Below are 20,995 nucleotides of genomic sequence, written 5' to 3'. Positions count from 1 at the left end.
TTTCCTCGCCGCCGCCCACGCGCGAGGGCGGCGCCTCGGCCGCTCCGCTTCCCGCTCTGCGCCCTTGCCTGCGGGCCCTTCGCGGGGCACACAGACGCGAGGGCCAGCGCGCCGGGCAGAAGGCGCGCACCGAGGGACGAGCGGAACGGGAGACAGGGCGTCATGCGCGCAACGGAAGCGGGACGCGTCGAGCGCGCGTCGGCGGCTCAGGGCGGGATGCGCCGCGGGGCCCGGACGCTGGCGGCGACGCTGCTGGCGGCGGCCCTGGCGGGCTGCGCCTACGCGCCGGCCTCGGGCCCCTCGGGCGACACGGTGCGCCAGGCGGCCGCCGATCCCGGGGCGACGGTCCTGCCCTACGCCTACGCCATCCTGAACCCCGCGGCGATCGAGGTGCTCGAGCGAAGCCGCGCCGAGCCCCCCGCCGATCTCGCCGGCCGCGGCGCCGCGGACGCGCAGGTCCTGCGGGTGGGCGACGTGGTGGGCATCACCATCTGGGAGGCGGTCGAGGGCGGTCTGTTCTCGACCCAGAACAGCGAGAGCCGCGGCGCCGCCCTGCCCAACCAGCGCATCGGTCCCGACGGGCGGATCAGCGTGCCCTATGCGGGCCGGATCAGCGCCACCGGCCGCACGCCGGACGCGGTGGCCTCGGCCATCGTCTCGGCGCTGGAGGGCAAGGCGATCGAGCCGCAGGTGATCGTCACCATCCAGCAGTCGCCGGTGTCCTCGGTGACGGTGCTGGGCGACGCGATCGGCAATGCCGGGCGGGTGCAGCTGAACGGGGTGGGCGAGCGGGTGCTGGACGTGCTGGCGGCCTCGGGCGGCTCGCGGACGCCCGCGCACCGGACCCTGATCCGTCTGACCCGCGGCGACGTGCAAGCCGAGGCGCACCTGGCGCGGATCCTGCGCGAGCCTGCGCAGAACGTGCGCGTGCGCTCGGGCGACGTGATCGCGGCGCTCGACATCGGGCAGAGCTTCACCTCGCTGGGGGCCAACGGGCGGGCGCGCCGGATCAACTTCTCGACCGAGGTGGTGACCCTCGACCAGGCCATCGCCGAGGCCGGCGGGCTCGACGACCGGCGCGCCGATCCGCGCTCGGTGTTCGTGTTCCGCTATGAGAACCCCGAGGTGGCGATGGCGCTGGCCGGTCCCGCGGCCACGCCGGAGGCGGGGGCCGCGACGACGCCGATCGTCTACGGGCTCGACCTGTCGGATCCGGGCTCGTTCTTCCTCGCGCGGCGCTTCGCGATGGAGGACGGCGACATCATCTACACCGCCAACTCGGAGCTGGCCCAGGCGGGCAAGGTGCTGAGCGTGGTCGACGACGCGCTCTCGCCCACCACCCAGACGCTGCGCCTGCTGAACACGCTGGACTGACGGCCGCAGGGGCCGTGACGACGACGAGAGGGGGCCGCGGGGCCCCCTTTTGCGTGGCCATCCGCCTTTCGGGCCGCCCGCGCGCCCGGGCCTCCGCCGCCGCGCACGGGGTCCCGGCGCGCCCGGGTGGGCGGGTGGGGGGGGCGTCGGGGGCCCGTGCGCGGCGGCGGGAGAGACCTCGGCGTCCGAGCGGCCGATCAGCCGTTGGCGGCGGCGAAGGCCACGTCCGCGTCGCGGCGGCGCACCGGCAGGCGCGGCGGGCGGGGCACGAAGGCGCCAGGCTCGTTGACCTCTCCGGCCGCGACGCGGCGCACGATCTCCTGCGCCGCCAGCGCCCGCCCGGCGGGATTGTAGAACGAGCCCTTCACCTGGATCGTGTCCGCCAGCACCTTCATCAGGTCGGCGGCGAGGTTCGCGTCCACCGGCTCGGGCGAGGCCCAGAAGCTCGCCAGCGGCCCCTGGTGGGTCAGGCCCGCCACATCGTAGACCGCCGGCCCCAGCGCCAGCGTCGGCGTCCCCGCCCGGATCGCGTGCAGCCCCACGGTCGAGTTCACCGACAGCGCCCCGTTCGCGTGGCGCAGAAGCGCCTCCAGGTCCCCCCCGTCGATGGCGATCACCCGGTCGCCCACTCCCTCGGCCTCGGCCCGCCGGCGCACCAGGCCCGGCCAGTTCTCCAGCCCGTTGTCGAGCGGATGCAGCTTGAACACCAGCCGATGCCCCGCCGGCGCGTGGCGGGCGAACGAGGCGATCACCTCGTTGATGGGTTGGGCCAGCGTCTCGTAGGGGGAGTTGTCGCGCAGCTGGTAATCCGCCTCGATCTGCAGCGCGAACAGGTGATAGGGCCAGGCGCCCGCGACGCATTCGGCCACCACCGCCTCGGCCTGCCGCTTCAGCCGGTCGCCGCGCAAGAGCCGCGGGATCCAGCTGGGGTAGTCGGTCAGCGGGTGGTAGCGCTTGTCCATGTCGAAGAACGGCCAGGGCCAGCAGAACAGCGCGTTGACCAGGTTGAACAGCAGCTCGTCCGTCGCCTCGCGCAGGAACGAGTGGGCATAGCGCGTACCCAGCGGCGGCTTCTCGACAATGGCCTCGGCCAGGCGCCGGATGGTCCGGGGATCGTTGGGGAAATGCGAGTAGGCCCCCATCCCCCGCCGCTCCAGCGTCAGCCAGTCGGGACGCAGGTAGCCGAATTCGACCGCGTGGCAGGCGATGCCGCGGCGCTCGGCCTCTTCGGCCGCGACCACATGATAGGGGAGCCGGTCGGCGTAGTAGAGGACGTCGGTGATCCTCTCGGCGTCCAGATAGCGCCCCAGCCAGCCGCGCCAGTTGGAGAAGACGCCGCGGTAGGAGTCCGCGCCCCGGCGTCGCCAGGTCAGCCAGTCGGCCGTGCACAGGTTCACACGGCGGGTCTCGTGGCCCTGGGCCTCGAACTCGCCCGCCAGCTCCCGCCAGAACACGGTCGGCGGACCCTGCAGGAACAGGACGCGCCGCGCCCGGGTCCTGCGGCCGTCCGGTCCGCCCGCCTTGACTGCGGCCATGCTGCGGCCCCCTTGCCCCTCGCGCCTGCGGCGCAGGGTCGGGTCCTCGCGCCGCGCGGTGGGCTAGGCCGGGGCGGGGTCCAAGTCAATGCCGCCGGCGCGCCGCCCCTCCCCGCGAAGCCTTGCGCCCCGTGGCGCGGGCGTGCAGGACGAGGCCGGAAGCGGGCGCGCCCGACAGGCGCGCAGACAGGATCGGCGCCCCCGGGGGCGCGTTGGGGCGAGGGAGATCGAGCGATGGCCGAGCGGTGCGCGCTGCTGCTGCAGGGCCCCTCGTCGTTCTTCTTCTCGCACCTCGGCGACGCGCTCGAGGCCCGCGGCGCTCGCGTCCTGCGCCTGCATCTCTGCCCCGGCGACGCGCTGTTCTGGCGGCGGGGGGGCGGCCTCTCGTGGCGCGGCGCGTTCGAGGACTGGCCCCGCCACGTCGCCGAGGTCATGACCCGCGAGGGCGTCACCGACCTGGTGCTGCTGGGCGACAACCGTCCGCTGCACCGTCCCGCCGTCGACCGGGCCCAGGCGCTCGGCGTGCGCGTGCACCATGTGGAGCTTGGCTACGTGCGCCCCGACTGGCTGACGGTCGAGCCCGACGGCGGCGGCGCCGGCGCGCCCTTCCCCACCGACTGGGCCGCGATCGAGGCGCTGGCCGCCCGCGGCGAGACGCCGGCCGAGACGCGGCTCTACCGATCCTCGTTCCTCCACTACGCGGCGATGGACATCGCCTGGAACCTGTCGAACCTGGCGCTGTCGTGGGCCACCCATCCCGGTTATCGCCGCCACCAGACCTGGCACCCGCTGGCCGAATACGGCGGCTTTCTGTGGAAGATGCTCCGGGCCCGGCGCGACCGGGCCCATGCCGCGGAAGTCTGGCAGGCGTGGGGCGCCGGCGACGCCCCCCTGTTCCTGTTCCCGCTGCAACTGCGCACCGATTTCCAGATCCGCGCTCATGGTCCCGACCCCGACCTGCGCGAGACGGCCAGGGCCGTGGTGCGCAGCTTCGCCCTGCATGCGCCCCCCGAGGCGCGCCTGCTGGTCAAGGAACACCCGGTCGACAACGGCCTCACCCCCTGGCGGCGCCTGCTGCGCGAGACCGCAGCGCGCCACGGCGCCGAGGCGCGGGTCGAGGTGATCGAGGGCGGCGACCTTTCGGCGATGCTGGAGCGCGCGGCGGGGCTGGTGACGGTGAACTCGACCGTGGGCCTCTCGGCGCTGCGGCAGGGCCTGCCGGTGAAGGTGCTGGGGCGGGCGATCTTCGACCGCGAGGGGCTGGTCGACCCGCAGCCGCTGGCGGGGTTCTGGAGCGCACCCCGCCCGCCCGAACCGGGCCGGGCGGACACCTTCGCGAAGGCGCTGGCCTGGACCTCGCTCGTGCGCGGGAACTTCGATGGGGAAGGGGTGGCCGAGGGCGCCGGCGGCACGCAAGTCTTCCCATCACCCGTCCCGGCCTCGCCTCCCGACCCTCTGTCGCGGATCCGCTTCCCGGCGCCCCGCCAGCCGCAGCCCCCCGCCCGCGGCCGGGGTGGGTGGGTGGGGCTCGCGGGCGGGGGGCTGCGGCGGATCGCGGAGGGCGAGGGCGGGGAGGATGCGCCAGGTTCGGGCCGTGCGCGCCTGCCCGCCCGGGTGGGCGGACAGGCGGTCGTCAGGCGCGGCTCACTGGCAGAGCTCGACCGTCAGGTTGACCGAGGCGCGCAGCTCCTGCGCCCCCTCGGCGAGGGGCATGTCGGACATCGAAGCCTCGGAGACCGCGGCGCGCGCGAACATCGGTCGCGGGCCGGGGATCGAGATGCCGCTCTCGCTCAGCTCGAGGATCGCGCCGACGCGGGCGCCGGCGGCCTGCGCCAGCAGATCCGCGCGCGCCAGCGCCGCTTTCACGGCCGCCATGCGGGCGGCCTCCAGCCGGTCCTTCTCGTCCGACACCGCGAAGCTGACGCCAGAGATCCGGGTCGCCCCCGCCTCCGTCGCCGCCGTCGCCAGCGCCCCGAAGCCCGAAACGTCCTTGAGCGTCACCGCCAGGCTCGACCCGGCCTCCCAGGCGACGATCTCGGGCGGGGCGTTGCGGTCGGCCCGGTCGGAGCGCTCGTAGACCGGGTTCAGCGAGACCTGCGTGGTCGAGACGTCCTCGCGCGCCACGCCGGCCGCCAGAACCGCGTCGAGCAGCGACTTGGTCGCCTGCGAGGCGCGCGAGAGCGCCTCCCCCGGACCTTCGGCGCGCGCGTCGGCGCCAAAGCTCACGCGCAGCACGTCGGGGGTCGCGGTCTCGATCCCCTCGCCCTCGACCACCAGCCGGCCGCGGCACTGCTCGGGCGCCTCGGCCCGGGCCTCCCGGGCGGGACGCTCGGGCGCAGGGCGCGCGGGCTGGGATCCGCCCGAGGCGGCCTGGGCGAGCCTGAGCTGCGTCTGAAGGGCCTGGTCGGCCTCCATCGCCTTGGAGATGCGGGCGTCGAGCGTTTCGCCCTCGCGCCCGGCGGCCTTGATCGCCGTCTGCAGGCGGTCCGCGGCGGCGTCGGCGTCCTCGAGCCATTCCTCGCGCAGCTCGCGGCGCATCTCGCGCTTCTCGGCCTTGCCGGAGGGTTCGGCCAGCGGCTGGGCGGCGAAAGCCGGGACCGAGAGCGCGACGGAAGAGACCAGCAGCGCCCCCAACGCGATCATCGACAGGGTCGAGGGCGGGGAGGGAAGCCGGCCGCGACGCGCCGCGCGGCGGGGGGACGACGGGTCTTGGGACGACTGGGAACGGGGGGTCACGGACGCTCCTCCTTTTTGTCTGCTCGGGTCCGCAGCTAGGGGACCGGGCGGCGCCGGCGCATGGCCGGATCGGGCCATTTCCGTGGCGCCGCGCTGCAAGAAAGGCCCCCGCATTGCGGGGGCCTTTCTGATACGTCCGGGCGCGTCGGCTCCGTCGCCTCAGCCGGTCATCCCGTCCCAGAAGGACTTCACCTTGGAGAAGAAATCCGAGGTGCCGGGCGAGTTGTCCTTGCCCGCGTCCTCGAACTCCTTGAGCAGCTCCTTCTGCTTGGCGGTCAGGTTCACCGGCGTCTCGACCGCAAGCTCGAGGTAGAGGTCGCCGCGGCGCCCGCCGCGGAGCGTCGGCATGCCCTTCTCGCGCAGGCGAAGCTGCTTGCCCGACTGCACGCCCGAGGGGACCTTCACGCGCGAGCGGCCGCCGTCGATCAGCGGCGCCTCGATCTCTCCGCCGAGCGCGGCGGTGGTCATCGGCACCGGGATCCGGCAGTGCAGGTCGGGGCCCTCCCGCTCGAAGATCGGGTGCGCGCCCACCTCGATGAAGATGTAGAGGTCGCCCGAGGGGCCGCCCATCACCCCGGCCTCGCCTTCGCCGGCGAGGCGGATGCGGGTGCCGGTCTCGACGCCCGCGGGGATGTTGACGTTCAGGCGGCGGTCCTTCTGGACGCGGGTGGCGCCGTTGCAGACCTTGCACGGGTTCTTCACGACCGAACCGCGGCCCGCGCAGGTCGGGCAGGTCCGCTCGATGGTGAAGAAGCCCTGCTGAGCCCTCACCTTGCCCAGCCCCGAGCAGGTCGGACAGGCCGCGGGCTGGGCGCCGCCCTCGGCGCCGGTGCCCGAGCAGGCCTCGCACTGGACCGAGCCGGGGACCTGGATGGTCTCGGTCTTGCCCTTGAAGGCGTCCTCGAGCGTCACGCGCAGGTTGTAGCGCAGGTCAGAGCCCCGCGCCGCGCCGCCGCGTCGCCGCGGGCCGCCGCGCTGGCCGCCCATGAAGTCGCCGAACAGATCCTCGAACACGTCCGAGAAGGCCGAGCCGAAGTCGCCCTGCCCCGGCCCGCCGCCGGGGCGGAAGCCCCCGCCCATGCCGCCCGAGCCGTCGAAGGCCGCATGACCGAACTGATCGTAGGCCGCCTTCTTCTGCGGGTCCTTGAGGTGGTCGTAGGCTTCGTTGACCTCCTTGAACTTCGCCTCGGCCGAGGCGTCGTCCGGGTTGCGGTCGGGGTGATGTTCCTTGGCCTTCTTGCGATAGGCCTTCTTGATCTCGTCTTCCGAGGCGCCCTTGGACAGGCCAAGCACCTCGTAGAAATCCCGTTTGGACATTCCTGGGGTCTCTCCCGTCTAGCCGGTCCGGCGCGGTCCGCGTGGCGAGGCGCCCGCCGCGCCCGCGCCGGATCCGCATCGCGCGGCCCGCCGGGAGGCGTCTGGGGCAAGGGTCATCCGGGACGCGGCGCGGGTCAAGCGCGCGCGTTCCTCCTCACGCAACGACCCCGCCCGAAGGCGGGGCCGCGGTCGGCGCGTCGAACCGGAGGCCTCAGCCGGCCTTCCGATCGTCGTCCTTCTTCTCCTCGGTGAACTCGGCGTCCACCACGTCGTCGCCGTCCTTGGCCGCATCCTGGGCCGCGGCCGCCTGGGCCTCGGCCTGCTCGGCGTCCGAGGAGGCCTTGTAGATCGCCTCGCCCAGCTTCATCGAGGCCTCGGTCAGGGCCTGGGTCTTGGCCTTGATGCCCTCGAGGTCGTCGCCCTCGTTGGCGGCCTTCAGATCGTCGATGGCGGTCTGGATGGCGGCCTTGGTCTCGTCGTCGACCTTGTCGCCATGCTCGGCCAGGCTCTTCTCGGCGCCGTGGACCATGCTCTCGGCCTGGTTCTTGGCCTCGACCAGCTCGCGGCGGCGCTTGTCGGCGTCGGCGTTCTCCTCGGCGTCCTTGACCATCTTCTCGATGTCGTCGTCGGACAGACCGCCGGAGGCCTGGATCGTGATCTTCTGCTCCTTGTTGGTCGCCTTGTCCTTGGCGCCGACCGACACGATGCCGTTGGCGTCAATGTCGAAGCTGACCTCGATCTGGGGCATGCCGCGGGGCGCGGGCGGGATGTCCTCGAGGTTGAACTGGCCGAGCATCTTGTTGTCGGCCGCCATCTCGCGCTCGCCCTGGAAGACCCGGATGGTCACCGCCGTCTGGTTGTCGTCGGCGGTCGAGAAGGTCTGGGACTTCTTGGTCGGGATCGTGGTGTTGCGGTCGATCAGCCGGGTGAAGACGCCGCCCAGGGTCTCGATGCCGAGGCTCAGCGGCGTCACGTCCAGCAGGACCACGTCCTTGACGTCGCCCTGGAGCACGCCCGCCTGGATCGCGGCGCCCATGGCCACGACCTCGTCGGGGTTCACGCCCTTGTGGGGCTCCTTGCCGAAGAACTTGGTGACCTCGTCATAGACGCGCGGCATGCGGGTCATGCCGCCGACCAGCACCACCTCGTCGATCTCCGACTTGGAGACGCCGGCGTCCTTGAGGGCCGCCTCGCAGGGCTTCAGCGTGCGCGCGATCAGGTCGCCCACGATGGACTCGAGCTTCGCGCGGCTCAGCTTCAGCACCAGGTGCAGGGGCTGGCGCGTCTCGGGGTCCATCGAGATGAAGGGCTGGTTGATCTCGGTCTGGGACGAGGAGGACAGCTCGATCTTGGCCTTCTCGGCGGCTTCCTTGAGGCGCTGGAGGGCGAGGCGGTCCTTGGTCAGGTCGACGCCGGACTGCTTCTTGAACTCCTCGGCGAGGTATTCGACGATGCGCATGTCGAAGTCTTCGCCGCCCAGGAAGGTGTCGCCGTTGGTCGACTTCACCTCGAACAGGCCGTCGTCGATCTCGAGGATCGAGATGTCGAAGGTGCCGCCGCCGAGGTCATAGACCGCGATCGTGCGCCCTTCCTTCTTGTCGAGCCCGTAGGCGAGCGCGGCCGCCGTCGGCTCGTTGATGATGCGCAGCACCTCGAGGCCGGCGATCTTGCCCGCATCCTTGGTGGCCTGGCGCTGGGAGTCGTTGAAGTAGGCGGGAACCGTGATCACCGCCTTCTCGACCGTCTCGCCCAGGTAGGACTCGGCGGTCTCCTTCATCTTCTGAAGGATGTAGGCCGACACCTGGCTGGGGGAGTATTTCTCGCCGCGGGCCTCGACCCAGGCGTCGCCGTTCTTCCCCTCGACGATCTTGTAGGGGACCATCCCCTTGTCTTTCTCGACGGTGGGGTCGGAATAGCGGCGCCCGATCAGGCGCTTGACGGCGAAGAGCGTGTTCTCGGGGTTGGTGACCGCCTGGCGCTTGGCCGGCTGGCCCACGAGGCGCTCATCCTCGGTGAAGCCCACCATCGAGGGGGTGGTGCGCGCACCCTCGGAGTTCTCGATCACCCGCGCGGACTGTCCGTCCATGATGGAGACGCAGGAGTTCGTGGTCCCGAGGTCGATGCCAATGACTTTCGACATTGCGACGTCCTTTCGTTCGGCGATGTGAGAGGGTCGGGTCCGGAAGCGGCCCCCGCCCTCGATCCCTGCGCCCCGTTCCCCCGATCCCGCGAGGGGATCACGAAAAGCGGAGCGCGACGTTCCGGCGGGATATAGGGGCGGGAAGGTGGGGCTGCAAGCGAGGGAGGGGGGGGAAAGCGCGCTGCCGAGGGGGCGAAGCGGCGCCCTGACGCAGGCAGGCGGCGCGCGGCGGGCGCAATCGGCCTCAGGAAGCGCCGTCGGTCGCGCGCGGCGCCCGCGCGGCGCCGGCCATGGCGCCCGCGGCGAGCACCGCGGGAAACAGGAAAAAGGCGTTCAGCATCGCGTCGCCCAGCGCCATCAGCACGATCGCGGCCAGCGGCAGCGCCGCCGCCTCGGGCCGCCAGGCGCCGGTCCCGCGCAGCCGGACGAGGACGCTCATGACCACCGCCGCCAGCCCGGCGAACACCGCCGCCACGGCGACCAGGCCATACTGGCCGGCCATCAGCATCAGCAGCCCCCAGGGCCGCGTCCCCGCCGCGCGCCACCAGTCCCAGACCGCGACGCCGGTCGCGAGGTCGCCCTCGAACACCGCCAGCGACTTGAGGTCCTGGGAGATCCGCCACAGGAACGAGCCCCGGCCGACAGCGCGGAACCCGTCCAGCACCGTCTGGCCCAGCGCGGTGTTGCGGGCGATATGCTCGACCGGCACGACGCCCGAAACGTGCAGCGCCAGCAGCCCCGCGGCTGCCAGAAAGCCCGCGGCCAGCAGCGGCAGCACCCCGCGCGCGCGCCACGTCGCCAGCAGCGCCAGCGCCATCAGCAGCAGCAGCAGCGCCCCCGCCGACTGCGAGGCCACCGCGACGCCCAGCGCCAGCGCGGCGACGAGCGGCCCGCCACGGCCGCCCTGCCGCGCGAGCGCGCACCAGATCGCCGCCAGCGCCGCCGCCGCGACCCAGATGCCGTAGAGATTGCCGTTGATGAAGAACCCCAGCGGCCGGAACCCGACGTAGCGCAGCGCGCCGTCGGCCCGGAACGGGTGGGGTCCATAGACCAGGTCGTGCAGGAACGGCCCTCGCACCCCCTCGAGCACCGCGAACGGCAGGCAGGCGACCCCGGCCAGCGCGATCCCCCGCAGCAACACGATCCGCGCCTGAGGGCCCGAGAACCAGGCCCGCCCGAGCACCCAGGGCAGCCCCCAGCAGCCCAGCACCTGCAACGCGGCGAGCCACGGGGCGGGCGAGGGCGCCTCGACCCACAGCCCGCCCAGCGCGGGCCACGCGCACCACAACGCCATCGGCAGGTCGACGAGCCCCGGCCGCCAGGCCGCCAGCGTGCGGCCGTCGCGGATCGTGGCGAGGATCAGCGCCGCCAGCGGCGCGATCCAGGTCTTGGCGACCAGCGTCTCGGTCGGCAGCGCCGGCCCGACGATCCAGAAGGGGAAGCCGCCCGCCGTCGCCGCCTCGCCGTAGTCGGCGATGGGCAGCAGCATCAGCCCGCCCAGATAGACCGCCAGGATCGCCGGGCGCACCGGCGCGGCCGCGAAGACCCCTGCCGCGATCACGAGGAATATCAGGCAGGGGATCGTCATCGGGCGGTCTGGCCTCGGCGCTGGCTTTACAGGGCGGTCGGTTCCGATCATGGCTTGCCACCATGAACCCGACCCAGGCGCTCGGCCTCACGGCCTACCTTGCCGCCGCTCTCGTTTGCGCGAGGGCCTGGCGCCGGTCAAGCGCCGCGCCCGGTCTGTGGCTGAGCCTGGCGGCGCTGTGTCTGCTGCTGACGCTCGACGTGGCCTTCGACCTGCGCTTCTGGCTGAAGGACTGGCTCGTCGAGGAGGCCCGCGCGCTGGGCGGCTATGCCGGGCGCCGGACGATCCAGCCGATCCTGCTGGCGGCGCTGGCGGGGCTGGCGCTTCTGGCGGCCTGGGCGGTCGCCCGCAGCCTGCGGCGCGGCGGCGGCGGGGCGGCGGGGGCGATCGGCGCGCTGGGCGCCGCGGCGGCGCTGACCCTGGTGGGGACCGAGATCGTCTCGCTGCATGCGGTGGACGCGGTCCTCTACCGGCCCGTCGGGCCGGTGGGGCTGATCGGCCTGCTGTGGTACGCCTGCGCGGGGGTCGTCGGGCTCTCGGCCCTGGCCGCGCGGCGCTGAACTCCGCCCCTGCGCCGGCTTCGGGTGGCGTCGCGCCGCGAATCCCCCGATCCTGCGCGCATGACCTGCTCCGCCAACGACGTCGACCTGAACGGCGTGATCATCCGCAAGGGCTGGCTCGACCGCGCCGCGCAGGCGGCGATGGTCGAGGAGGTGCGCGCCATCGCCCGCGCCGCGCCGTTCCAGCGCTACACCACCGCCTGGGGCAAGCCGATGACCGTGCGGATGACCGCCGCGGGTCGGCTGGGCTGGGTGATCGAGCGCGGCCGCTACCGCTACGCCGAGCGCCACCCCGAGGGCGGTCCCTGGCCGCCGATCCCCGGCTCGATCCTGGCGGTCTGGCGCGCGCTGTCGGGCTGGCCCGCGGATCCCGACTCGTGTCTCGTGAACTTCTATGGCGAGGGCGCGCGCATGGGCCTGCACCGCGACGAGGACGAGGGCGCGTTCGAGGCCCCGGTCCTGTCGATCTCGCTGGGCGACCCGGCGACCTTCCGCGTCGGGGGGACGGAGCGGAAGGCGCCCACCCGCTCCGCCCCGCTCGAGAGCGGCGACGTGGCGATCCTGGGCGGCCCCGCCCGCCTCGCCTACCACGGCGTCGACCGGATCCGCTTCGGCGCCGGCGATCTTCTCCCCGAGGGCGGCCGCATCAACCTCACCCTGCGCGTGGTCACAAGCGCCTGACGCCCCCGCCCCGCGCCCGAGCGCGACGCCAGACCCCCGGCGCGAAGCGCCTGTTCTCCGGAGCCGTCTCTCGCTGATGCCGATCAGAGCGACTCGCCCGCAGGGGTCAGGGATCGCGAAGCGACCGCCGAAGGCGGCTTGTCCTTGACCCCCGCGGGCGAGTCGCTCAGGCATCAATCCGCGAGAGACGGATCCGGAGGACAGGCGCGGCCCTGTTCTTGGGTGAGTCGGGAGCCCGCCGGAGGCTCCCGCCCTACGCCTCCCACGCCCCCCCATCCCGCACGCGAGCCAGCCAGGCCCGCCCGCAGGGCGCCTCCGTGCCCTGAAATGGAAACCGGCGACCCGCTTTCGCGGGCCGCCGGCAGGTCATCCGCGCGACTGAAGAGGCGCCGCTCAGGCCACCTTGCCCGGGGCCGCGGCGCGGACCTCGTCGCCCACGAACGGGTCGTACTGGGCGAAGTTCTCGGCGAACATCTTCGCCAGCTTCGCGGCCTGCGCGTCGTAGGCGGCCTTGTCGGCCCAGGTGTCGCGCGGGTTGAGCAGGCTCGAGTCGACGCCCGGCACCGCCACCGGCACCTCGAAGCCGAAGAACGGGTCCTTGCGGAACTCCGCCCCGTTCAGCGAGCCGTCGAGCGCCCCGGTCAGCAGCGCGCGGGTGGCCTTGATCGGCATCCGCTTGCCGGTCCCGTAGGCGCCGCCGGTCCAGCCGGTGTTGACCAGCCAGCAGGTGGCGCCGTGCTGGGCGATCTTGTCGCGCAGGAGGGCGCCGTAGACCTCCGGGCGACGCGGCATGAAGGGCTGGCCGAAGCAGGTCGAGAAGGTCGGCGAGGGCTCGGTCACGCCCTTCTCGGTCCCGGCCACCTTCGAGGTGAAGCCCGACAGGAAGTGATACATCGCCTGCGCCGGGGTCAGCCGCGCGATCGGCGGCAGCACGCCGAAGGCGTCGCAGGTCAGCATCACCACGTTCCTGGGCGCGCCGCCCAGGCCCGTCTCCGAGGCGTTGGAGATGTAGTCCAGCGGATAGGCGCAACGCATGTTGGGCGTCAGGCTGTCGTCCTGGAAGTCCAGTTCCTTGGTGTAGGGGTCGTAGACCATGTTCTCGATCACCGTCGAGAACATCGAGGTGGTCGCGAAGATCTCGGGCTCCGCCTCGGCCGACAGGTCGATGGTCTTGGCGTAGCAGCCGCCCTCGTAGTTGAAGATGCCCTGGTCGGTCCAGCCGTGCTCGTCGTCGCCGATCAGGATCCGCGAGGGGTCGGCCGAGAGCGTGGTCTTGCCGGTGCCCGACAGGCCGAAGAACACGGCCGCGTCCTCGGGGTCGCCGATCGCGTGGTTGGCCGAGCAGTGCATCGCCATCACGCCCTTGCCGGGCAGGATGTAGTTGAGCAGCGTGAACACCGACTTCTTGTTCTCGCCCGCATAGGAGGTGCCGCCGATCAGGATCAGCTTCTCTTCCAGCGAGATCGCGATCACCGTCTCCGAGCGGCAGGCGTGCTTGGCGGGATCGGCCTTGAAGCTGGGCACGTTGATGATGGTGAACTCGGGATCGAAGCTCTCGAGCTCCGACTGCTCGGGGCGGCGCAGCAGATGGCGGATGAACAGGTTGTGCCAGGCGAGCTCGGTCGCCACGCGCACGTTCAGCCGGTGCGCGGGGTCGGCGCCGCCGAACAGGTCCTGCACGAACAGCTCGCGCCCCTCGAGGTGGGCGAACATGTCGGCCTTCAGCGCCGCGAACCCGGCGGGGTCCATCGGCTTGTTGTTTTCCCACCAGATGGTGTCTTCCACCGAGGGCTCGCGCACGACGAACTTGTCCTGCGGCGAACGGCCGGTGTGCTTGCCGGTCGACACGAGGAAGGCGCCGCCACGTCCGATCTCGCCCTCCCCACGCTGCACCGCCTCCTGCATGAGCGCAGGCTCAAGCAGGTTGTAGTGGGCGGCCTTCAGACCCGTGACCCCCTGGGTCTCAAGGCTCCGCGCGGGATTGAACACGCCTCGCTCCATGCTCATGGGCTCCTTCGATCGCTTCCTCTGCAGCCGTCGCGCGTCCGGCGTCCGAAGACGCCGCTCGCCCGCAGGCCGGCAAACACCCGGTCTCGTTTCGTTCGGGGCGGCCCCACACAGCCGGACCCCTTGCCTGGCGCGTCACGATTCCGATCCGCGGTCCAAGATGCCGGGGCTATAACATATCGACAACACTTCGACAGCGCCTCGCCCGCGGGCGAAATGGCGCAGTTCGGCCGCAAAGGAGCCGCTTTCGCACCTGATACATTGAGAAATGATATAGGCGGTCCATCTGTGGACCGAGGCGCGTCCGGCGCCGCAGGGCGGAAATCTCCGCCGCGCGCCGGCGCCGACCGCCGCCCAGGGGGGCAGGCGGAAAAGACTGACGGAGAGAGCATGACGAACATCGCGCTCGTTGACGACGACCGCAATATCCTGACGTCGGTTTCCATGGCCATGGAAGCCGAGGGCTACGAGGTGCGCTGCTATACCGACGGCGCCGCGGCGCTGGCGGCGCTGACCTCGCAGCCGCCGGATCTTGCGGTGCTCGACATCAAGATGCCCCGCATGGACGGCATGGAGCTTCTCCGCCGTCTGCGCCAGCAGTCCGACCTGCCGGTGATCTTCCTCACCTCCAAGGACGAGGAGATCGACGAGGTGCTCGGCCTGCGTATGGGCGCGGACGACTACGTCCGCAAGCCCTTCTCCCAGCGCCTGCTGGTCGAGCGGGTGCGCGCCGTGCTGCGCCGCCGCGAGGCCGCCGCCCAGGGCGACGCCGAGCGCGCCGAGGCCGACCGCGCCATCACCCGCGGCAAGCTGAGCCTCGATCCGCTGCGCCACTCGTGCCTGTGGAACGACGAGCCCGTCACCCTGACGGTGACCGAATTCCTGATCCTGCAGGCCCTCGCCCAGCGTCCCGGCTTCGTCAAAAGCCGCGACCAGCTGATGGACGCGGCCTACGACGATCAGGTCTACGTCGACGACCGCACCATCGACAGCCACATCAAGCGCATCCGCAAGAAATTCCGCCAGGTCGACGACAGCTTCGCCTCGATCGAGACGCTCTACGGCGTGGGCTATCGCTACAAGGAGGTCTGAGGCGCGTATGAGGGACGTCGACGAGGGGGTCGACAGGGCGTCATCCCGACAGCGCCGGCAAGGCGAGGGGCCGGACTCCGCGCGGGCCCCTGACGAGGAAGGTTCGGACCGGGAGGGTTCGGGCCGGGAGGGTTCGGGCCGGGAAGGTTCGGGCCGGGAAGGTTCGGGCGACGGATCGGGCGGCGACGCCCCGCCCCGTTCCGACGCGGGCGAGGTGCTGCGCGCCGACCCGCCCGCCGCAGCCCCGCGCCCGAAAGCCCCGCCCCCGGAAACCCCGTCTGTTGCGCGCAAGGCCAAGCCCGGCCGGGCCGAACGCCGCGCCGCGCGGGCCGCGCAGCTGCGCGAAGCCCGGGCCAAGGCGCGTGTGCGCAAGCCGGCCGGCGGCTCGGGCCACGACGACGACACCCTCCACCGCACCCCCTCGCGCCTGACCCGGCGCATCGTCTCGTTCAACCTGATCGGCCTCGGCCTGCTGGTGGCGGGCGTGCTGGCGCTCAACGACTTCCGCGGCAAGCTGATCGAGCTGCGCACCCAGGCGCTGGAGACGCAGGGCGAGATCATCGCCATCACGCTTGCCGAATCCGCCGGGCGCGACGACGGCTCGCTGGGCGTCGACCCGCCGAAGGCCCAGGTGGTGCTCTCGCGCGTGATCGAGCCCGCCCGCGTGCGGGCCCAGATCTTCGACCGCGGGGCGCGGCTGATGGTCGACACCCATCTCGCCGCAGGCCACTCGGGCGGCGTGCAGACCGAGGCCCTGCCCGCCTCGCGCTTCGACGACCCCGAGGGGCCGATGGCCTGGATCGAGGGCGCCGGCCGCTTCCTGCGCGACATGGCGCTGGGCGACACGCGCGAGCCGGTGGCCACCGAAATCCTCGGCGGCGTCGCCCGCATGCAGGAGGTCTACGCAGCGCTGGGCGGCGCGGTGGCCCGCGGCGAGCGGGTCAACGCCCGCGGCGAGCTGATCGTCTCGGTCTCGGTCCCCATCCAGACCCTGCGCAAGGTGCACGGGGCGCTGGTGCTCTCGACCGAGGGCGGCGACATCGACGCCATCGTGCGCTCGGAGCGGATCTCGATCCTGCAGGTGTTCCTGGTGGCGCTGGCGGTGTCGGTGGTCCTCTCGGTGCTGCTGGCCAAGGCCATCGGCCGCCCGATCGAACGTCTGGCCCAGGCCGCGCTCGCGGCCGAGCGCGGAGAGCGCGGCAAACGCCGGATCGAGATGCCCGACATGTCCGCGCGCGGCGACGAGATCGGCCACCTCTCGGGCGCGCTGAAGCGGATGACCGACACGCTCTACCAGCGCCTCGAGGCGACCGAGAGCTTTGCCGCCGACGTCGCCCACGAGATCAAGAACCCGCTCAGCTCCCTGCGTTCGGCGGTGGAGACCCTGGGCTATGCGCGCACCGAGGCCGACAAGCTGCGGCTGATGAAGGTGATGAACCACGACGTCTCGCGGCTGGACCGGCTGGTCACCGACATCTCCAACGCCTCGCGGCTCGACGCCGAACTGGTGCGCGAGGATCGCGAGCCGTTCGACCTGTCGCACCTCCTGACCACCATCGTCGAGTTCACCCAGCCCAAGGCGCAGGAGCGCGCGGTGCGCATCCGCGACGAGGCGGTGGACGAGAGCCTGCGCATGCGCGGCATCGAGGGCCGGCTGGCGCAGGTCTTCGTCAACCTGATCGAGAACGCGCTGAGCTTCTCTCCCGAGGGCTCCGAGATCCGGGTCGCGGCCGCCCGCGGCGGCGACGGGCGGATCCGGGTGACGATCGAGGACGAGGGCCCCGGCATCCCCGACGACAACCTCGAGTCGGTGTTCGAGCGCTTCTATTCCGAGCGTCCCGACACCGAGGCCTACGGCAACCACTCGGGTCTTGGCCTCGCGATCTCCCGCCAGATCGTCGAGGCGCACAACGGCGCGATCGCGGCCGAGAACATCCGCCCCGCCGGCCACGACCGCCGCGGCGCCCGCTTCGTGGTGGAGCTTCCGGGGTGAGGCGACGCCGCGGCGCCGGCCCGGCGGGCGCGGCCGAGGCCGGCTCGACACCCGAGGCGGACGCCGCCCGTTCGGGCGCCCCGGGCGAGGGACAGCCGCAGATCCTGGGCGAGCGGCCTGTTGCGGGACCGACTTCGGGCGCCGACCCTCTCGACGGCGCAGGCGCCACGCCAGGTCCGGGCGCAGGCGCCACGCCTGGTCCGGCCGCAGGCGCCACGCCTGGTTCGGGCGCAGGCGCCCCCCTGCCAACCGACGCCCCCGCGGGCGGCCCTCGCCCCGGCGATCCGCCGCCCCTGCCCCTCTCCCCCGCCGCGGCGCAGGCGAGCGCGGCCCGACCGCGCCTGCAGGATCGGGGCGCGGAGCGGGCGGACGGCGACCCGTGCGTCACGCTTCACGCCTCCTGCGTCGCGGTCGAGACGGCGACGCGCGGCGACAGCGCGCAGGGGATCGTCGCGGCGCTGATCCTGGGCCCGTCCGGCTCGGGCAAATCCTCGCTGGCGCTCGAGCTGATCTCCCGCGGGGCGCGGCTGGTGGCCGACGATCGTTGCCGGGTGCGGGCGGGGGCGCAGGGGCTGAGCGCCTCGGCCCCCGTGGCGCTGGCCGGCCTGATCGAGGCGCGCGGGGTGGGCCTGCTGGCCCTGCCCCCGCTCGCCGAGGCGCGGCTGGTGGTGGCCGTCGACCTGTCGGCCCCCGAGCCCGAGCGACTGCCCCCGCCGCGTCGCCTGGCCCTGCTGGGGGTCGAGCTGCCGCTGGTCCTGTCGCCCTCGGCCCCGGCGCTGTTCGGGCTGCTGCTGGCCGGCGGCCGGCGACGGGCCCCGTAGGCGGCGCTCACCGCCTGTCACCTTCGCTTGACCCTCGCGGCGCCGCGGCGCCCGCCCCCCTATCTGGACGCCATGCGAGATCGTGAGCGATGCGGAACGCACGGTTCGCGCGCCGGCGCGGCCGTCGTGCGGGACCGCGGGTCGCGACGCGGGCGCCGCATTCCGCGATTTTCGGCGCCGCACTGCGGCACGCCCTTGCCCCGGCGCGTGGCCCGGCGCATGCTCGCCACGCAGCGAACCTGCGGCGCCCTCATGGCGCCGCCGACCAGGCAGGCGCCCCCTCGGGCGCCGATGACCCGAGATCCAAGGACGCGACGGCCCACGGCATGATCCCGGCTGACGGCTCCGATTCCCAAGACCGCCCCGACGCCTCCGGCGAGGGCGATGCCGGCGCGGACCGCGCCCCGATCCCGCTTGTCCTCGTCACCGGGATGAGCGGGGCCGGAAACTCGACCGCGATCCGCGTGCTCGAGGACATGGGCTTCGAGGCGATCGACAACCTGCCGCTGAGCTTCATCGAGCGGCTGTTTCCCGAAAGCGGCGCCGAGCCGCGCGATCTCCGCCCGGTGGCGCTGGGGCTCGATGTGCGCACGCGCGGGTTCTCGGCGCCGGCGCTGCTGGCGCGGCTCGACGCGCTGCGGGCCCGCGGGGACCTGGCGCCGACGATGATCTTCCTCGACTGCGCCGATCCCGCGCTGCTCGACCGGTTCAAGACCACCCGCCGCCGCCACCCGCTGGCCCCCGACGACAGCCCCGAGGCGGGGCTGGCGCGTGAGCGGGACCTGCTGTGGCCGGTGCGCGAGCGGGCGGATCTGGTGCTCGACACCACTGATCTTTCGCCCCACGACCTCAAGGCGCGCCTCGCTCCCCTGGCCGCGCCGGGGGCGCAGCGCAGCCTGTCGCTGTCGATCCAGTCGTTCAGCTTCAAGCGCGGCGCCCCGCGCGAGGCCGACACGGTGATCGACTGCCGGTTCCTGGCCAATCCGCACTGGGAGAAGGCCCTGCGCCCCCTGACCGGACGCGACCCCGCGGTGGCCGGGCATGTGCGCCGCGATCCCCTCTACGCCGCATTCGTCGAGCGGGTGAGCGAACTTACGCTGCTGCTGCTGCCGGCCTATAGACGCGAAGGTAAGGCCTATTACTGTATGGCCCTGGGGTGCTCGGGCGGTCGTCACCGGTCGGTGGCGGTGGCCGAGGACCTCGCGGCGCGCCTCGCCGCGGCCGGCTGGCCGGCGGCGGTGCGCCACCGTGAACTCGACCGGACGGCGGCATGAGGGCGAGAGAGGCCCTCTCGCCCGCCGAACCGGGCTCTGCGGGCGCCGGGGGCGGCGCGATGCGGGTCCAGGCATGGGCGGCGGCGGCCGCGGAAGAAGTCACGCGCAACGGAAGCGCCGCGTCGCCGAGGGTCGGCGCGAGGCGCGTCAGGGGAAGGCCGCGTCAGGGGCGCGGCGCTCGGGAGGCAAGCATGACGACGAAGGCGGCCGCGCGGGGGTGCGCGGCATGATCGGACTGGTGATCGTGGCCCATGGCGGCCTGGCGGCGGAGCTTCTGGCGGCCGCCGAGCACGTGGTCGGCCCGCTGGAGCGGGCCCGCGCGATCGGCATCTGGCCGCAGGACGATCTGCGCGCCCGACAGGCAGAGGTCGACGCGGCGGCCGAGGAGGTCGACTGCGGCGACGGGGTGGTTCTGATCACCGACATGTTCGGGGGCAGCCCCTCGAACCTGGCGATGGGGGCGCTCTCGCGCTCCCGGGCCGAGGTTGTCTACGGCGCCAATCTCCCCCTGCTGGTGAAGCTGGCGAAATGCCGGGAGATGCCGATGGACGAGGCGGTGGACCATGCGCTGGTGGCGGCGCGGAAATACCTCGACAGCGCCGGCGGAATCCTCGCCGCGCGCCGCCGGATGCGGGCCTGAGCCGGTGACCGCCGCGACGGCGCGGCGGTTGGCGATCGTCAACCGCAAGGGTCTGCACGCGCGCGCGTCGGCCCAGTTCGTGAATGTGGTCGAATCTCATGACGCCCGCGCCTTCGTGCGGCGCGACGGGATGGAGGTCTCGGGCGATTCGATCATGGGTCTGATGATGCTCGCCGCGGCCCAGGGCGAGGAGATCGAGGTCGAGACCTCGGGCCCCGCGGCGGAGCAGTTGATGGAGGCGCTGGAGAGGCTCGTCTCCGGCCGCTTCGGCGAGGGCGAGTAGGCGCTGGGTCGACGGGCGCTGCCGCCCGCTGCGCGGACGGGACGCCCGCCCGCCGACCCCGTCAGGGCGGGCCGGGTCGCGACCGGGGAGAGGGCTGGCGCGGGAGGCCCAGGGTCGCGTGGGCCCAGGCCAGCGCCTCAAGCGCATCGGCGAGGACGGGGCCGGGCTGGGCGGGAGGCTGTTCGGCCAGCAGGATCTCGATCCCCAGGGCGCGGGCGACCTCCAGCTTGACGACCTCGGCGCCGCCTGAGTCGCGGGCCAGCAGATGGGTGATCCTGCGATCCAGCATCAACGCGCGATCCGCCTCCGCCCGGTGGGGGGGGCGGGCGACCAGGGTCTCGACGCCGGGGATCTCGGGCCCGGGCTCGGCGACGCGCAGGAGGATCGTCAGGTCCGGGCGCACGGCGAGGAGCGGCGCCGAGCCGCGCCCGGTGGCCGCGAGCATCACCGCGCCGGCAGGGGCCGCGGCCAGCGCCGCGGCGAGGTCGGGGAAGCGACGGGCCGGGCCTGTCCAGCCGGGGCGGCGCAGTTGCGCGCGCGGCACCCTGGCCGCGGCGCTGGCCGCGGCGGCGTTGGCGCTGATCCGGGCGGCGAACGGGTGGGTCGCGTCGAGCAGGGCGTCGATCCGCTCGGCCTGCAGGAACCGCGCAAGGCCCTCGGCCCCGCCGAAACCGCCGACCCGGGTCTCGACCGGCAGCGTCCGCGGAGATCGCGTGGCGCCGGCGAGCGAGGCGATCGCCTGCAGGCGGCCCGCCGCGACCAGGGGCGCAAGGGCCTCGAGCGTCTCGCGCCCCTCGGCTGTGCCGGCCAGCACCAGCAGTCTTGGCGGATCAGTCGGCACGGAGCGCGCCCCTGCGCCCGGCAAGGCCCCTCGCCGACCGGGCGCGCCCGGGTGGGCGGGTGGGGGGCGCGGCCGGGCGGCGAGGGGCCGCCCACGGGCGCGACGTCCGGCGC

At 73.2% G+C, this 20,995-nt stretch carries 16 protein-coding genes; 9 read left to right on the top strand and 7 right to left on the bottom strand.

Features of this window, described 5'->3' with window-relative positions:
• The first annotated feature begins 162 nt into the window (after positions 1-162).
• The gene (locus AAC134_RS03550) at positions 163-1,374 is read left to right on the top strand and encodes a polysaccharide biosynthesis/export family protein (RefSeq protein ID WP_339947665.1); all 1,212 of its coding nucleotides are present in this window, start codon (positions 163-165) and stop codon (positions 1,372-1,374) included.
• A 197-nt stretch (positions 1,375-1,571) separates the two neighbouring features.
• Here AAC134_RS03550 and AAC134_RS03545 read toward each other — a convergent pair whose 3' ends face one another.
• The 5 genes from AAC134_RS03545 to AAC134_RS03525 form a co-directional block, all read right to left on the bottom strand.
• On the bottom strand, positions 1,572-2,909 hold the full coding sequence (locus AAC134_RS03545) for a capsular biosynthesis protein (RefSeq protein ID WP_339947664.1): 1,338 nt from the start codon (positions 2,907-2,909) through the stop codon (positions 1,572-1,574).
• 1,644 nt (positions 2,910-4,553) lie between these two features.
• Positions 4,554-5,645 (bottom strand): SIMPL domain-containing protein, encoded by a 1,092-nt coding sequence (locus AAC134_RS03540; protein ID WP_339947663.1) that lies wholly within the window; start codon positions 5,643-5,645, stop codon positions 4,554-4,556.
• Positions 5,646-5,804: 159 nt separating this feature from the next.
• Positions 5,805-6,962, bottom strand: a complete 1,158-nt coding sequence (dnaJ, locus tag AAC134_RS03535) for a molecular chaperone DnaJ (RefSeq protein ID WP_339947662.1) — start codon at positions 6,960-6,962, stop codon at positions 5,805-5,807.
• Between the two features lie 211 nt (positions 6,963-7,173).
• On the bottom strand, positions 7,174-9,102 hold the full coding sequence (dnaK, locus tag AAC134_RS03530; RefSeq protein ID WP_339947661.1) for a molecular chaperone DnaK: 1,929 nt from the start codon (positions 9,100-9,102) through the stop codon (positions 7,174-7,176).
• 244 nt (positions 9,103-9,346) lie between these two features.
• Positions 9,347-10,690 carry a hypothetical protein gene (locus AAC134_RS03525; protein WP_339947660.1) on the bottom strand — a complete coding sequence of 448 codons (1,344 nt, stop codon included), beginning with the start codon at positions 10,688-10,690 and terminating at the stop codon, positions 9,347-9,349.
• 62 nt (positions 10,691-10,752) lie between these two features.
• Here AAC134_RS03525 and AAC134_RS03520 point away from each other — a divergent pair, with 62 nt between their 5' ends.
• Positions 10,753-11,250: a hypothetical protein gene (locus AAC134_RS03520; protein WP_339947659.1), complete on the top strand. Its 498-nt coding sequence runs from the start codon at positions 10,753-10,755 to the stop codon at positions 11,248-11,250.
• Positions 11,251-11,310: 60 nt separating this feature from the next.
• Positions 11,311-11,931 (top strand): alpha-ketoglutarate-dependent dioxygenase AlkB, encoded by a 621-nt coding sequence (locus tag AAC134_RS03515; RefSeq protein ID WP_339947658.1) that lies wholly within the window; start codon positions 11,311-11,313, stop codon positions 11,929-11,931.
• A gap of 393 nt (positions 11,932-12,324) precedes the next feature.
• Here the strand turns inward: AAC134_RS03515 and AAC134_RS03510 are convergent, their stop codons facing one another.
• Positions 12,325-13,932, bottom strand: coding sequence for a phosphoenolpyruvate carboxykinase (locus AAC134_RS03510; RefSeq protein ID WP_339947702.1), 1,608 nt, complete (start codon positions 13,930-13,932; stop codon positions 12,325-12,327).
• A gap of 396 nt (positions 13,933-14,328) precedes the next feature.
• Here AAC134_RS03510 and AAC134_RS03505 point away from each other — a divergent pair, with 396 nt between their 5' ends.
• From AAC134_RS03505 to AAC134_RS03480, 6 genes are all read left to right on the top strand, one after another.
• Positions 14,329-15,030 (top strand): response regulator transcription factor, encoded by a 702-nt coding sequence (locus AAC134_RS03505; RefSeq protein ID WP_092857550.1) that lies wholly within the window; start codon positions 14,329-14,331, stop codon positions 15,028-15,030.
• A gap of 364 nt (positions 15,031-15,394) precedes the next feature.
• Entirely contained in the window at positions 15,395-17,023 is a 1,629-nt protein-coding gene (locus AAC134_RS03500) for a sensor histidine kinase (protein WP_339947657.1), read from the top strand.
• Positions 17,020-17,844, top strand: coding sequence for an HPr kinase/phosphatase C-terminal domain-containing protein (locus tag AAC134_RS03495; RefSeq protein ID WP_339947656.1), 825 nt, complete (start codon positions 17,020-17,022; stop codon positions 17,842-17,844). Before AAC134_RS03500 ends, AAC134_RS03495 begins: the two co-directional genes overlap by 4 nt.
• A 326-nt stretch (positions 17,845-18,170) precedes the next feature.
• Entirely contained in the window at positions 18,171-19,118 is a 948-nt protein-coding gene (rapZ, locus tag AAC134_RS03490; protein WP_339947655.1) for an RNase adapter RapZ, read from the top strand.
• 226 nt (positions 19,119-19,344) lie between these two features.
• A complete protein-coding gene (locus AAC134_RS03485; RefSeq protein ID WP_339947654.1) occupies positions 19,345-19,758 on the top strand; it encodes a PTS fructose transporter subunit IIA in 414 nt (137 codons plus the stop codon).
• Positions 19,759-19,762: 4 nt separating this feature from the next.
• The gene (locus AAC134_RS03480) at positions 19,763-20,041 is read left to right on the top strand and encodes an HPr family phosphocarrier protein (protein ID WP_339947653.1); all 279 of its coding nucleotides are present in this window, start codon (positions 19,763-19,765) and stop codon (positions 20,039-20,041) included.
• 61 nt (positions 20,042-20,102) lie between these two features.
• Here the strand turns inward: AAC134_RS03480 and AAC134_RS03475 are convergent, their stop codons facing one another.
• The gene (locus AAC134_RS03475; protein ID WP_339947652.1) at positions 20,103-20,882 is read right to left on the bottom strand and encodes a precorrin-6A/cobalt-precorrin-6A reductase; all 780 of its coding nucleotides are present in this window, start codon (positions 20,880-20,882) and stop codon (positions 20,103-20,105) included.
• Between the last annotated feature and the right edge of the window lie 113 nt (positions 20,883-20,995).

The organism is uncultured Albimonas sp. (assembly GCF_963977235.1).
In the GTDB taxonomy this organism is placed as follows: domain Bacteria; phylum Pseudomonadota; class Alphaproteobacteria; order Rhodobacterales; family Rhodobacteraceae; genus Albimonas.
This window is presented reverse-complemented; position numbering and strand designations above follow the sequence as displayed.

Coding starts and splice junctions, on each gene's coding strand:
- AAC134_RS03550 (WP_339947665.1), top strand. CDS start 163: ATGCGCGCAACGGAAGCGGGACGCGTCGAGCGCGCGTCGGCGGCTCAG.
- AAC134_RS03545 (WP_339947664.1), bottom strand. CDS start 2,909: ATGGCCGCAGTCAAGGCGGGCGGACCGGACGGCCGCAGGACCCGGGCG.
- dnaJ (WP_339947662.1), bottom strand. CDS start 6,962: ATGTCCAAACGGGATTTCTACGAGGTGCTTGGCCTGTCCAAGGGCGCC.
- dnaK (WP_339947661.1), bottom strand. CDS start 9,102: ATGTCGAAAGTCATTGGCATCGACCTCGGGACCACGAACTCCTGCGTC.
- AAC134_RS03525 (WP_339947660.1), bottom strand. CDS start 10,690: ATGACGATCCCCTGCCTGATATTCCTCGTGATCGCGGCAGGGGTCTTC.
- AAC134_RS03520 (WP_339947659.1), top strand. CDS start 10,753: ATGAACCCGACCCAGGCGCTCGGCCTCACGGCCTACCTTGCCGCCGCT.
- AAC134_RS03515 (WP_339947658.1), top strand. CDS start 11,311: ATGACCTGCTCCGCCAACGACGTCGACCTGAACGGCGTGATCATCCGC.
- AAC134_RS03510 (WP_339947702.1), bottom strand. CDS start 13,932: ATGGAGCGAGGCGTGTTCAATCCCGCGCGGAGCCTTGAGACCCAGGGG.
- AAC134_RS03505 (WP_092857550.1), top strand. CDS start 14,329: ATGACGAACATCGCGCTCGTTGACGACGACCGCAATATCCTGACGTCG.
- rapZ (WP_339947655.1), top strand. CDS start 18,171: ATGATCCCGGCTGACGGCTCCGATTCCCAAGACCGCCCCGACGCCTCC.
- AAC134_RS03485 (WP_339947654.1), top strand. CDS start 19,345: ATGATCGGACTGGTGATCGTGGCCCATGGCGGCCTGGCGGCGGAGCTT.